This is a genomic window from Rhizobium favelukesii (assembly GCF_000577275.2).
Classification (GTDB): domain Bacteria; phylum Pseudomonadota; class Alphaproteobacteria; order Rhizobiales; family Rhizobiaceae; genus Rhizobium; species Rhizobium favelukesii.
Genome location: NZ_HG916852.1, coordinates 1,821,338 through 1,834,634, shown reverse-complemented (window position 1 = coordinate 1,834,634; position 13,297 = coordinate 1,821,338). Strand labels below are relative to the sequence as shown.

Sequence of the window (13,297 nt, the reverse complement as noted above, 5' to 3'; positions counted from 1 at the left end):
GTCAATTCTTCGGTTTCCTGTGCCGCTCCAGCGTGGTAATCAGCCGCGCATGAACAAAACCTCTTCCCATTCTCCCATCCACGTGGTCGGCGGCGGGCTCGCTGGCTCAGAGGCGGCCTGGCAGATCGCAAACGCCGGCGTGCCCGTGATCCTGCACGAGATGCGTGGCGTGCGAGGCACCGACGCTCACAAGACCGACGATCTGGCCGAGCTCGTTTGCTCCAATTCCTTCCGGTCCGATGACGCGACCAGCAACGCGGTCGGCGTCATCCATGCCGAGATGCGCTTGGCGGGATCGCTGATCATGGCCTGTGCGGACAAGCACCAGGTCCCGGCCGGCGGCGCATTGGCTGTCGACCGCGACGGATTTTCCGAAGCCGTCACCAAGACGATCCACGGGCATCCGTTGATCACAGTCGTTCGTGAAGAAGTGACCGGTCTGCCGCCGAAGGAATGGGATCTTGCAATCGTTGCGACCGGCCCCCTGACTGCGCCTTCCCTTGCGAGCGCCATCCAGGCCGAGACGGGGGCGGATGCGCTGGCCTTCTTCGATGCGATTGCGCCGATCGTTCATCGCGACAGCATCGACATGGATACCTGTTGGTACCAGTCTCGCTACGACAAGGTCGGCCCGGGCGGCACCGGCAAGGACTATATCAACTGTCCGATGACCGAAGAGCAGTACAATGCCTTCGTGGATGCCCTGATTGCCGGTGATACGGTCGGGTTCAAGGAATGGGAAGGGACACCCTACTTCGATGGCTGCCTTCCGATCGAGGTGATGGCAGAGCGCGGTCGCGAAACGCTGCGTCACGGCCCCATGAAGCCGATGGGCCTGACCAATGCGCACAACCCGGCGGTTAAGGCCTACGCTGTCGTGCAGTTGCGGCAGGACAATGCGCTCGGTACGCTCTACAACATGGTCGGCTTCCAGACGAAGCTGAAATACGGCGCCCAGGCAGAGATCTTTCGCATGATTCCGGGACTTCAAAATGCCGAATTCGCCCGCCTCGGCGGCCTTCACCGCAATACGTACATCAATTCACCGACGCTGCTCGACCCGTCTCTGACGCTCAAGTCACGCCCGGGCCTGCGCTTTGCCGGACAAATCACCGGCTGTGAAGGCTACGTCGAAAGCGCCAGTGTCGGGCTTATGGCAGGCCGGTTTGCCGCTGCCGAGCGGAAGGGAGAAACGGTATCGCTGCCGCCCGCAACCACGGCGCTGGGCTCACTGCTCGCCCACATCACAGGCGGTCACATCGTCAATGACGAGGAGCCTGGCAAGCGGTCGTTTCAGCCGATGAACATCAACTTCGGCCTTTTCCCCGAACTCGAGCCCGGTTCGATCGTCAAGCCCGAGGGCGTGAAGCGCTTCCGCGGCAAGGATAAGACCATCATGAAGCGGCAGCTTATCGCGAGGCGCGCCCTTGCTGATTGTGCGAACTGGCTTGGGCTCGACATTAAACTCGCGCAGAGTGCATGATCGGGCCGCGCGTATCAGTATTCTCGATGCTGCCATCGGTCGGCGGTTGTCAGAATCGAAGATGTTGTGCGGCGTAACGTCCTCGAAAAGAGTGCGCTGATGGCAGCATTGTTTCAAGGCACATCCATGCCGGACCGGGACTGGTGGTCCGCGCTCTGGCCCGATCCGGAAGGGCTGCTTCAGCAGGTCGGCATTCGGCACGGCATGAGCGTGCTCGACCTTTGCTGCGGCGACGGCTACTTCACCGGCCCGCTCGCTGAGTTGGTCGACGGACGCCTTGCGGCGCTTGATCTTGACCCTGATATGATCGAGTTGGCGAAGGCCGAAGTTGAACGAAGGCACGCGTCCGTTCGCCTGTGGATCTGCGCGGACGCCACCTCCCTGGCCGAACGCCTGGATGAGCCGGTCGATTATGTCCTGATCGCCAACACATTCCACGGCGTTCCTGACCAGACTGGCCTTGCGCGTTCCGTCCGGGCAGCTCTGCGGCCAGATGGGTTATTCTGCATCGTGAATTGGCATCCGCGGCCGCGGGAAGAAACGGTTGTGCTTGGTCAGCCGCGCGGACCGCGAACCGAGACGCGCATGCCAATCGAAGCCGTCCGCACCGTTGTTGAGCCGGCCGGCCTTACCATGCTGCGGATCGTCGATCTCCCGCCCTACCACTACGCGGCTGTGTTTCAAGTCGCGTGACAATACGGCGAGGGTTCCCGGCCTGAACCGGTGGACAGCGAACCGTTGAGCGTCGCGCCGCAGCCTCGGCATTCGTGGAACCAAACGCAGGCATTAACGGCATCGTCTCTGCCGATCGGTAGCAGATGGGACAGGTCAGAATTGATCGCCGCTTCACCATTGCATGGCTCACCTAGGCTGCCCGCTAATGCCCGATCGGTCCTTCCGCCTTCTTCCAGGCGTCGATGCCGCCTTCAATGTGAAAGGCCAGGGGAAGGCCGGCATCGTGCGCTGCCTGCACGGCCATTGCCGATCGCTCACCGAACGCGCAATAGAAGAGAAGCCTCTTGCGGGTTGAGCTTGCCAGTTCATGCAGCATTCCGCCCGCGCCTATGCTTTCCTCGAGCGAGGGATACGGCACGTGCAGCGATCCCGGAATCGTACCGTTTCGCTGCCGCTCGGCGTTCTCGCGCAGATCGATCAAAGCGACATCGCCGAGGCCGACGACACTCAGTGCCTGTTGCGCCGTCAGTGCCCAGCCGTGGCGCATGACGTTAGCCTGGTTCATCCCGACGTTCATGTTGGCGGGGACGGCAACATCCATCATCTTCGGATTCGAGAGCTTCAGATTGTTCATCAGGTCGGCATATTCATCGGCAGACGTCACCTGCAGGCGCGGGTTAAAGGCCCTCTCCTCGCCAATGGTAGAGACCGTATCCCCCTTGTAATCGTGCGCCGGGAAAACCAGCGTTGAATCCGGAAGCTTTAGAAGCCGACCGAATATCGACTCGAACTGTGCTCTCGGGTCACCGTTCTGAAAATCGGTCCGGCCGGTGCCGCGGATGAGCAGCGTGTCGCCGGTGAACACGCGGTCGGGCAGCACGAAACTGTAGGAATCGTCCGTGTGGCCTGGCGTATAGATCACGTCCAGGGAAAGCCCCTCGATGGTCAGCTTGTCGTTGTCGCAAAGCCGCATCGAGACGACATCGGCTTTTGTCTGCTCCCCCATCACTGTGATGCAATGGGTTTTGTCGCGCAGAGCGCCAAGTCCTGTGATGTGATCGGCGTGGAGATGCGTGTCTACGGCCTTGACCAGCTTCAGGTCGAGTTCATGGATGAGTTGGAGGTAGCGATCGACCCTTTCCAACACCGGATCGATGATCAGCGCCTCGCCGCCCTTCCGGCTTGCCAGCAAATAGGAATAAGTACTCGATACTGGATCGAACAGCTGCCGGAAGATCATCCCTACCTCCTGCGTGGCGGCACAGTTTGCGATCGACTATCCGTGCGGCTGCGGCACGATCCTGATATAGGGCTTCGGTGCGCGCCAACCCTGCGGATACTGCTTCTTTGCCTCGTCGTCGGAGACTGAGCCGGCGATGATCACGTCCTCCCCATTCTTCCAGTTCACCGGCGTAGCGACCTTGTGCTTGGCGGTAAGCTGGAGGGAATCGATCACCCGCAGCACCTCATCGAAGTTACGACCTGTCGTCATTGGATAGACCATAACCAGTTTGATCTTCTTGTCGGGCCCAATCACGAAAATGTTGCGGACGGTCTGGTTATCGGCTGGGGTGCGGTCCGTCGGATCGCCGGACACCAGGGCAGGCAGCATGTTGTAGCGCTTCGATACCGCGTAATCGACATCCGCGATCATCGGATAGTTCGGACGGTAGCCCTGCGTTTCCTCGATGTCCTTCATCCAGCTGGTGTGGCGTTCGAGCGGATCGACAGAAAGGCCGATAATCTTCACACCACGCTTGTCGAATTCAGGTTTGATCCGCGCCATGTAACCGAGTTCGGTCGTGCATACGGGGGTAAAATCCTTGGGGTGCGAAAACAGCACCGCCCAGGAATTGCCGATCCACTGGTGAAAACTGATCTTGCCTTCGGTCGTCTGGGCTTCGAAATCCGGAGCGGTATCATTGATCGCAAGCATCACGCACCTCCATCGCGTTTGTGAACACAAACTCAAACATTTGCCGGATGAGCGCAAATCTTGCGCCTATTTCGGCCGGCAGGCAACGGCAAAACGGCCGTAGCCATGCGTCCCGCGAGAGGCAACGCCGATAAGGATGATCGTGAATGCGGAATGGCCGCGGCGAAAGGATATGCCGGTTCGCCAGGGGCTCCGCTACTGGCCGTGTGCGGCCGTGGAATTGTGCGGCGGCAATGCCTTGTCAGGTTCCGCCACGTAGTTGCCGAGCAGCCAGAGGGAGACCTCTGATGCCTCCTTGGCGGAGGCGAATTCGAACGTGCCGTTCTGATGCGGAGCATCAAGGAACTCGATGCTGAGGCCGCTGCCAGTTTCAGAACTCAGGACACGCACTCTGCCCGGCTCGATGATGTGGCATGAATAATGTCTCTGCATGTTGCGCATGAAGCCCGCCTTGTTGTCATGCAGGCGCACGAACATCGCTTGGCCGTTGGCGGTCGCCTGCAACTGGCGGATTGCTTCATTCGGGAAAGCACGGTTGAACTCGATGATGGCCAGTCCTGTATCGTGGAGGCCATCTTCCTTGTTCTGCGCGGCCATGCGCGTCGACATAAAGGCGATGAAGATGACGATTGCGAAAATAACGCACCAGACGATAATGCTCACATCGCTCTCCGATCAAAGCTGCAACGGCGCCCTTATACCGCACGAGCCTTGCGCGAGTTTAAACAGGATCAGATTTTCTTGCGCATCAACGCTAGCAACATAACCGCCTGGCGTCGCAACTGCGAGCGCTGCAGCTGACGCTCGAACAATCCTGCGCCAGCCCTCTGGGCACTGACGAGAACCGGCTCCGCCAGAGCGACAGGCAGAAAGGCCGGAAATACGGTTGGTGATATCGCGACACTTCTCGCCTTGGCGAGATGGTCGCGGCCGAGTCCGGAAAAGGCTTCGATCGCCGCAGAGATGCGCGGCCTGTCCTCGCCCGAAAGAAACGCATCGCGATCAAGTCCCGTCGCGGATAGGATTTCGACGGGAATGTAGAGCTGTCCGCGATGACGATGCAGCGGCATCAAAAGCAGCAGGCCAGCAATCGCCTGCGCAACGCCTGCGTGGCCGGCAGCCTCGGCGGATCTTGCCGCCTCCTCCGGCGCAAGCACCAGGCTGGCCAATTGAATGAGGGCAGACGCCGTCTCGCCGGCATAGCCTTCGAGCGAAAGGCGCGTCTCCATCGGATCGTCGTAGAGATCGAAGATGCGAGCATCGATCATGTTCACGAGCGTCTGTTGTGGCAAATGGTGGGCTTCGATCGCCGACAGCAAGGCGGCGGCAATCGGGTTCGCCTGGGTGGAGCCGTGCGCACTTCCTTCCAGCAGGTCACGCCAGTACTGCATGCGAACCTCTCCGGGAAGCGGCTCATGCACCAGATCGCGAATCCGTGCGAGCTCGGCGCTGAAGGCGTAAAGCGCTGCCAGGGCGCCGCGTTTGTCATCCGGCGACAGCAGACAGGCAAGGTATCGGTCGCGGTCATTGTCGCGTAGCGTCGCCAGGCAAATGTCCTGGTTCGTCAAAGACTGATCGGCCATTGTCAGACCGCTATCAGTGCCGCGGCAACGGCGCGCGATTCCATCAGCATGATATTGAAGGTGCGAACCGCAGCACCCGTATTCATCGGATCGGATGAAATGCCGGCTGCCTTCAAGGCAGCCTTCAAATCAGCCGGGATTGGTCGCATGTCGTTGCCAGTACCGATCAGCAGGACCTCGATCTCGGCTGCCTCATCGAGCACCTTCTGAAAATTCTCGACGGCCAGCGGCTTCGACATATCCATGTCCCAGCCATAGATGCCGGACGGCAGGCAAAGGATCGATCCGCGATGGGACATGTCGGCGAAACGGAAACCGCCATTGCCGTAGGTATCGATGGGCGCGCGTCCAGGGAAATGCGCCTCGCGGATTTCTATGCCTCTTGCCATATTCTCACACTGCCGGATTGCCGGAGTTCGTACCCGGCTCGGCCACTTTCTTGTTTTGATCGCTATCGACCGCGTCCGGGCGGAGCTTGAAAGCGATCAGCACGGGAGCAGCTATGTAGATGGAGGAAAAGGTGCCAACGGCAACGCCGAACAGCATCACAAAGGCGAACGGGCGGATCACTTCACCACCGAACAGGCAGAGCGCCAGCAGTGCCAGCAACGTCGTCGCGGCCGTCAGAACTGTGCGTGACAGCGTCTGATTGATCGAGGCGTCGATGAGGATCGGCAGCGGCATTTTTCGGTAGCGCTTCAGGTTTTCGCGCATGCGATCGTAGACGACGACCGTGTCGTTGAGCGAATAGCCGACGATCGTTAGGATGGCCGCAACGCTCGTCAGATTGAATTCCATGCCTGTCAGCACGAAGAGGCCAAGCGTCAGGATGATATCGTGCAGTGTCGCGATGATCGCACCGATCGCAAACTGCCATTCGAAACGCAGCCAGATGTAAAGCAGGATGACAGCGAGCGAGCCGAGTAAGCCCAACGTCGCGGCCCTCGTCAGTTCGCCCGACACGGCAGGACCGACAACCTCCACGCTTCGGATCTCATAGTCGTCCGCCAGTTCATCACGCAGCAAGGTCATTGCAGACTGCTCGGCATTCTCGCCGCCACCTTGCGCCTGAATGCGAACCAATGCCGTCGAGGCGTCGGCAAGGCGACGAGCCTCGATATCCCCGATGTTCAGATCGCTAAGACGCGCGCGGATATCATTCGGATCGGCAGAGCCCTGCTTCGCCTTGACCTCCACGTGCGAACCACCGGCAAAGTCGACCCCAAGATTCGCGCCAACGGTCGCGAAGCCGACCATAGCCAAGATCGAAAGTGCGGCCGACACCGTGAAGGTGTACCTTCGGATGCCCATGAAACGGATGTTCGCACGGTCGAAAATGCCTGTCTGAACATCCCTCGGCAGATGCCGCGGATGCTTGCGGTGAAGCCAGGTGACGACGATCCAGCGGGTCAGCGTGAACGTCGTGAAAACCGTCGTCAGGATTCCGGCCGCAAGCGTCACAGCAAAACCGCGAACGGTGTCGCTGCCGAGATAGTAGAGAATGACGGCCGCAATGATGATCGTGACGTTGGCATCAAGGATTGTCAAAAAGGCGCGGGAAAAGCCGTTGTCGATCGCGTCCGCGAAGGAGTGACCTGCTTTTGCCTCTTCGCGAATCCGCTCGTAGACGAGCACGTTGGCGTCCACAGCCATGCCTATGATCAAGACAATGCCAGCGATGCCGGGCAGCGTCAGGGTCGCACCGATTGCGCTCAGCACGGCGAGAATGAGGACGAGGCTCAAGACAAGCGAGATGCCGGTGATGATGCCCAGTTTGCGATAGAACGCAAACATCAAACCGATGACAAGGACCGCAGCGACGAAGCCGGCCACCAAACCGGCGCGCTTCGATTCCGCGCCGAGGGCAGTACTGACGGTGCGCTCCTCCACGGTCGTCAACGTCGCCGGCAGAGCGCCGGCTCGCAACATCAGCGCAAGATCGTGGGCGCCGTCCTCGCTGAAGCTGACCGGTACCGTGCCCATGCCATCCACGATCGGGGCATTGATCATCGGCGCCGCCATGACCTGATCATCGAAGAGGATGGCAAGGTGTCGGCCGATGTTCTGGCGCGTCTTCTGTGCGAGGCGTTCGGCTCCCTCAGAATCCAGCTTGTAGCTAATAGCAACCGCTTTCGTCTGCGCATCGACGACGGCCTGAACATCGACGAGATTCTTGCCTGTTATGAAATCCGTGCGATCGACGAGGTAAGGAACGGGCGGATCGTCCAGCGAATAGAGCACCTCGGAGGTCGCTGGCCAGCGACCGGCAAGGGCCTGCTGACCCGACATGCTGTCGTCGATCATCCGGACGGAAAGCTGAGCGGGTTCGTTCAGAATATTTTTCAGCCGCTCAACGTCGATCGAGCCCAGGGCTTTGACGTCGATGCGGTCGCGGCCATCTGCGCGAACAGAATAATCCTTGATCCCGAGGCCGGCAATGCGACGCTCGACAACCTCCAGAGACTGCGCCTGGGCAGCCGCGATGCCTTCGTCGATACTATCCTTGGAAATTCGCAGCGTGAGCTGTCCGACGTTGCCCCTCTCCAGGGTCAAGTTCTGGATCGAGCCGCCGAACCAGCCGCTCTTCCTGCTCGCTGTCAGCGCGCTCAAGGCATTGATTGCAGCGTCCACCTGGCCGGCATCGGTAATCTTGACGGTGACGTCCTGGTCGTTGCCGGTCAGGCCGGTGTAGCGAATGTTAGATTCGCGCAACTTGCCACGAATATCCGCGACGGTGCGTTCAAGCCGTTCCTTGACGATATCGGCGCGTTCGATCTGGAAAAGCAGATGGGAACCGCCCTGCACATCCGGGCCGAGGGCAACATGGCTGTGAGCCAGCCATGCGGGCAGCTTAGAACGCTGCCCGTCTGACAATAAATTTGGGGCCGCGACTACCACGGCCGCCACCACCAAAACCCAGATCAGAACAGCCTTCAAGCGGGAAAAACGATGCATTTTCTCTCGACTATTTCCGACCCGGCCCAGCCCGGTTCACAACTGGGTTCGCAATACTACGCAGCGTCTGCCTTTACCGGCTCACCCTTGACGCGAATTTCCGAGATGCCGGTGCGGACGATGCGAACGCGCACTCCGTCTGCAATCTCCACTTCGAGCTCCTTGTCGTCAACAACCTTGGTGACCTTGCCGACAAGGCCGCCACCAGTGACGATCTGATCGCCGCGACGGATCGCCTTCAGCGTTTCTTCGCGCTTCTTGGCCTGGGCGCGCTGCGGACGGATCAACAGGAAATACCAGACGACCATCAGCGGCACGAACAGGATAATCATTTCGAAGCCGGAGCCGAACGGCGACGCCGCGCTATCGGTGGCAGCCTGGGCAAATGCCGGGGTGATGAACATGCTAAACTCCTCAAAACTTTCCGTGGGCGGAACTCCGCCTTTTCTCGGGTGGCCGGACTATAATTATGGTCCTTGCGAATGCAACAGAAACAGCCGGAAACCGTACCGATTCCGCTGCCTCATAACCTTTCCGCTCGCAAAAGGCCATGCTAGGCCGCAGGCAAAAGACACAGTACGCTGGTTGCAACCAGAATTCAGGAGGAAGGCCCATGGCCGAAGACTTCAACAACACCATTCTGGCGGAGTTGCGCCGACTGACGGATGCGATCGACCGGTTGGCTGGCCCGGCGCCTGCGATCAACGACTGGAACGCGGCCGATTGCTTCGTCTGGTCCCCTGCCCGTCAGCACCTTCAGCCCGTTGCACGACCGAACCGCGTGGCCCTGAAGCTAATCCGAGGCGTGGACCACGTGCGTGACATCCTCCACGAAAACACGGTGCGCTTTTCCGACGGCTACCCGGCAAACAACGTTCTCCTTTGGGGCGCGCGCGGCATGGGCAAGTCGTCGCTGGTCAAGGCTGTTCACGAAGATGTGCGGCGTGAGAGCGGAGTATCGCTGAAGCTGGTGGAAGTGCATCGCGAAGACATTGCGAGCCTCCCGACGCTGCTCGATCTTCTCAAGGATACGCCCCATCGCGTCATTGTCTTCTGCGACGACCTTTCATTCGACCACGATGACACGGCATACAAATCGCTCAAGGCAGCCCTTGACGGCGGCGTCGAGGGGCGGCCGGACAACGTGCTCTTCTATGCAACCTCGAACCGGCGTCACCTGCTGCCACGCCACATGATGGAGAATGAGCAGTCGACGGCAATCAATCCCTCCGAAGCCGTCGAGGAAAAGGTTTCACTGTCCGACCGGTTTGGCCTTTGGCTCGGCTTCCACAAATGCAGCCAGGACGACTATCTGACGATGATCGACGGCTATGCCGACCACTTCAAGCTACCCGTCGATCGCCAGAAGATGCATGCGGAGGCGCTGGAATGGGCCACCACGCGCGGCGCGCGTTCTGGCCGCGTTGCCTGGCAGTACATTCAGGATCTGGCTGGCCGTATGCGCATCGCCCTCGACCGTGCCGAATGACAAAAGCCCGGCTTTGGGCCGGGCTTTCGAGCATCCTCAAACGCATAACCTACTCGAGGAAAGTAACCGGGTTGACCGGGGTCGCATCCTTTCGGACTTCAAAGTGAACCTGCGGCTGCTTGACATTGCCGCTCATGCCGGAAACGGCGACGGTCTGGCCGCGCTGGATCTTCTGGCCGCGGCTGACACTCAAGGTATCAGCGTTGCCGTAGACGGTGACCGTACCGTCGTCGTGGCGGACGAGAACCGTATTGCCGAGTTCCTTCAGCCCATTGCCGGCGTAGATGACCACGCCGTTTTCGGCGGCCTTAATCGGCGTCCCCTGCGGCACGGAGATGTCGATACCATCGTTACGACTGCCGTTGACGTTGGCGCCGTAGGCAGCAATCACCGCACCACGAACCGGCCAGCGATACTTGCCGATGCCGGTCGCCTCGGGTGCCGCCGAAGCCACTTCCTTCTTCGCAGCCTCGTCCACAGTCTCGGTCGCGACCGGAGCCTTGTAGGTTGCCGGCTGCGCGGCGGCAGTCGTCGTTGCGGCGGCGGGCTGAGCGACCGGCTTCGGCTCTGCCTTTGCCGGAATGGAGGCTGTCTTCATTCCATCCTGCGAACCGCCCGGGAGATTGAGCTCCTGACCGATGCGGATCGAACCAGCAGAGAGGTTGTTGGCAGCCTTCAGGTCGTCGATGCTGTTGCCTGTCGCCTTGGCGATCTTGGCAAGCGAGTCGCCAGGCTTGACGACATAGGTGCCGCCAGCGCCTTTGGGCCCCTTGCCTGCACCAGCCGCAAGCTTGCCCGCCGGATCTGCGCTTGCAACCGACTTGTCGCGAGCGGAGTTCGCGCCCGGAACGACGGCAACGTTCTGCTCTTGCTGCTTGCCCGGCTGAGGCAAGTGTCCGCCCTTGGAAAGGTTGGTCGTCTGAGCGGATGCCTTGGCCGCATTGCCGCCGTTGAAGGTCGGGATCAGGATGATCTGGCCAGGCTTCGCGGCTGCCGCCGTCTTGAAGCCGTTGGCACGAAGGATTTCCTTCTCCGGCACACCATAGCGATTGGCAAGTGTCGCGATGGTCTCGCCCGGACGAAGCGTGACAGATGGCGCGTTGGTTGCCGACCAACCGGACACCTTCGGGGTCGTGCCCGTGACGATCGAGTCGGTTGCCATCTTTGGCGGAGCGAGAATGGGCGCCGATTTCTTCGGAGCAGCGGCTGCTGGGAAGGGCTGCGCGAGAGCCACCTGCTTTTCGCGGGACGGCGCTGCAGGCGCCACTGCCGAAGGTGCAGCAAGGTCGGAACGCTGAACAGAGACCGGTGCCGAGGCCATGCGAGCACTGGAGGCGCCATAAGTGGACTGTGCCGGATACGGCTGGTTCATCGCTTGATTGCTTGCCGAGTACCCGCCCTGCTCCAAATCCGCCTGCGGCACCGGATCGGCCTGCATATTTCTGCGAGGGATTGAGTTGGTCGTCATCTGATCCTGACCGGATGACGAGAAAAGACCACCGAAACGTGTCACATCGGAACTGCAACCCGTTGCGGCACTCGCCAGCAAAGCCGCTATCAGGACATTACCGGCAGACTTGCCTACTCTTGGCGAAAGACTGAAACGCATGACTCGACCCACTGATGAACGCAACCATTTGTGGGTTTATTAAAGCGCGTTAGTATTACCACGCGGTTAAGGTACCGAAATCTGCGAGATTTTTTTGAGAGAATGCTAACCATAGCAGCCTACGCCACCGCCTCGCCTCAGAGTTGAGACGCCAGGCGCGGGACAATGGGAAGATAGGGCGTATCGAACAGTTCTTCGCGCTCGAAGCGGCTGCCCGTCTTCGTGAGCCGCACGAGGCGACATTCATTCTCTGAGATCATCAGCGGCGCGATCATCGAGCCGCCTGAGACCAGTTGGTCGGTGTAGAACCGCGGCATCGAATTGAACGCAGCGGTGACCACGATACGGTCGAAGGTTCCCTCGCCCTGCAGGCCGGCGCTGCCGTCAGCCTGGCGGATGATGACGTTTCGGAGCCCGAGCGAGTCGATGCGGCGCTGCGCATTCGTCGTCAGTGTCTTGTAACGGTCGATCGTCAGCACGCGTTCGGCCATGCGGGCCATGACGGCCGACATGAAGCCGCTGCCCGTGCCGACCTCAAGCACACGCTGGCCCGGCTTGATCTTCAGGTGGTGAAGGATCCTGACCGCCAGATCGACGCCCTCGAGAAATGAGCCGCATTCGATCGGGATCGTGCGGCTCGAATAGGCGTGCTCCGCAAACTGCGGCGGCACGAACAAAGAGCGCGGCGTCTGCTCGACCGCGGTCAAAAGATCCAGATCGGAAACGCCTTCGGCCCGCAGCCTCAAGACGAGCGCCGCAAACCCTTCCTTCTCGACCAGCCGTGCCGTCAAAACAATCTACTCCGTACTCGAAAGCGCCCGCGCCACGCGGTCCCGTACGGAATAATCAGTCAGATCCAGTTTCAAAGGAGTTACCGAAATCTTGCGATGCTTCAGGGCGTGGATATCGGTGCCCTCGACGAAGGCGCCGGCACGCTCCCCAAACCTGAGCCAGTAATAGGGAAAGCCACGTCCGTCGGCGCGGGCATCGACCTGCAGGTTGAAGGCAAGCTTGCCCTGCGCCGTCACGTCCACGCCCTCGACCTCTTCGGGTCGGCAATTCGGAAAGTTGAGGTTCAGGAATGTGCCCTCGGGCAATTCGAGTGACATCAGCTTCTCGAGAAGTGCCGGCGCATGCGCCTCGCAGACCTCCCAGGGGACAGTCCTTGCTCCATCCTGGTGGAAATAGGCCTGGCTCAACGCAAACGAGCGAACGCCCTGCATCGTGCCTTCGATAGCGCCTGCGATGGTGCCCGAATAGGTGACGTCGTCGGCGACGTTCGAGCCCGAGTTGACGCCGGAAAGCACGAGGTCCGGCTTGACGTCCATGACCTGCTTGATGCCCATGATGACACAATCGGTCGGGGTTCCGCGCAGCGCGAAATGCTTGTCAGAGATCTTGCGCAGCCGCAGCGGTTCAGAAAGGCTCAACGAATGCGCAAGGCCGCTCTGGTCAGTCTCCGGCGCAACAATCCAGACATCGTCAGACAGCGTGCGCGCAATCCGCTCCAGCGCCGCGAGGCCTTCTGCGTGAATGCCGTCGTCGTTGGTGAGCAGGATGCGCATCG

General features: G+C 60.3%; 13 protein-coding genes. 3 read left to right on the top strand and 10 right to left on the bottom strand.

Going from position 1 to position 13,297, the window contains the following annotated elements; genetic code table 11:
• Nucleotides 1–49 precede the first annotated feature (49 nt).
• Entirely contained in the window at nucleotides 50–1,483 is a 1,434-nt protein-coding gene (gene trmFO, locus LPU83_RS47620) for a methylenetetrahydrofolate--tRNA-(uracil(54)-C(5))-methyltransferase (FADH(2)-oxidizing) TrmFO (RefSeq protein WP_024317423.1), read from the top strand.
• A gap of 99 nt (nucleotides 1,484–1,582) precedes the next feature.
• Complete coding sequence (locus tag LPU83_RS47615; RefSeq protein ID WP_024317424.1) at nucleotides 1,583–2,176, top strand: class I SAM-dependent methyltransferase; 594 nt, start codon at nucleotides 1,583–1,585, stop codon at nucleotides 2,174–2,176.
• Between the two features lie 184 nt (nucleotides 2,177–2,360).
• On the opposite strand, the gene LPU83_RS47610 is transcribed toward LPU83_RS47615, so the two are convergent.
• From LPU83_RS47610 to yajC, 7 genes are all read right to left on the bottom strand, one after another.
• On the bottom strand, nucleotides 2,361–3,398 hold the full coding sequence (locus LPU83_RS47610) for an MBL fold metallo-hydrolase (RefSeq protein WP_024317425.1): 1,038 nt from the start codon (nucleotides 3,396–3,398) through the stop codon (nucleotides 2,361–2,363).
• A gap of 36 nt (nucleotides 3,399–3,434) precedes the next feature.
• Nucleotides 3,435–4,094, bottom strand: coding sequence for a peroxiredoxin (locus LPU83_RS47605; protein ID WP_082321189.1), 660 nt, complete (start codon nucleotides 4,092–4,094; stop codon nucleotides 3,435–3,437).
• A 195-nt stretch (nucleotides 4,095–4,289) separates the two neighbouring features.
• A complete protein-coding gene (locus LPU83_RS47600; protein ID WP_024317427.1) occupies nucleotides 4,290–4,757 on the bottom strand; it encodes a hypothetical protein in 468 nt (155 codons plus the stop codon).
• 68 nt (nucleotides 4,758–4,825) lie between these two features.
• On the bottom strand, nucleotides 4,826–5,677 hold the full coding sequence (locus LPU83_RS47595; RefSeq protein WP_024317428.1) for a phytoene/squalene synthase family protein: 852 nt from the start codon (nucleotides 5,675–5,677) through the stop codon (nucleotides 4,826–4,828).
• 2 nt (nucleotides 5,678–5,679) lie between these two features.
• Nucleotides 5,680–6,066 (bottom strand): Mth938-like domain-containing protein, encoded by a 387-nt coding sequence (locus tag LPU83_RS47590; protein WP_024317429.1) that lies wholly within the window; start codon nucleotides 6,064–6,066, stop codon nucleotides 5,680–5,682.
• 4 nt (nucleotides 6,067–6,070) lie between these two features.
• Nucleotides 6,071–8,632: a protein translocase subunit SecDF gene (secDF, locus tag LPU83_RS47585; RefSeq protein ID WP_024317430.1), complete on the bottom strand. Its 2,562-nt coding sequence runs from the start codon at nucleotides 8,630–8,632 to the stop codon at nucleotides 6,071–6,073.
• Between the two features lie 56 nt (nucleotides 8,633–8,688).
• Nucleotides 8,689–9,036, bottom strand: coding sequence for a preprotein translocase subunit YajC (gene yajC, locus LPU83_RS47580; RefSeq protein WP_024317431.1), 348 nt, complete (start codon nucleotides 9,034–9,036; stop codon nucleotides 8,689–8,691).
• Nucleotides 9,037–9,245: 209 nt separating this feature from the next.
• Here yajC and LPU83_RS47575 point away from each other — a divergent pair, with 209 nt between their 5' ends.
• Nucleotides 9,246–10,121 carry an ATP-binding protein gene (locus tag LPU83_RS47575; protein ID WP_024317432.1) on the top strand — a complete coding sequence of 292 codons (876 nt, stop codon included), beginning with the start codon at nucleotides 9,246–9,248 and terminating at the stop codon, nucleotides 10,119–10,121.
• A gap of 49 nt (nucleotides 10,122–10,170) precedes the next feature.
• On the opposite strand, the gene LPU83_RS47570 is transcribed toward LPU83_RS47575, so the two are convergent.
• The 3 genes from LPU83_RS47570 to surE form a co-directional block, all read right to left on the bottom strand.
• A complete protein-coding gene (locus LPU83_RS47570) occupies nucleotides 10,171–11,730 on the bottom strand; it encodes a peptidoglycan DD-metalloendopeptidase family protein (RefSeq protein ID WP_024317433.1) in 1,560 nt (519 codons plus the stop codon).
• A 137-nt stretch (nucleotides 11,731–11,867) separates the two neighbouring features.
• Nucleotides 11,868–12,521, bottom strand: a complete 654-nt coding sequence (locus tag LPU83_RS47565; RefSeq protein ID WP_024317434.1) for a protein-L-isoaspartate(D-aspartate) O-methyltransferase — start codon at nucleotides 12,519–12,521, stop codon at nucleotides 11,868–11,870.
• Between the two features lie 6 nt (nucleotides 12,522–12,527).
• Nucleotides 12,528–13,295, bottom strand: a complete 768-nt coding sequence (gene surE, locus LPU83_RS47560; RefSeq protein ID WP_024317435.1) for a 5'/3'-nucleotidase SurE — start codon at nucleotides 13,293–13,295, stop codon at nucleotides 12,528–12,530.
• Between the last annotated feature and the right edge of the window lie 2 nt (nucleotides 13,296–13,297).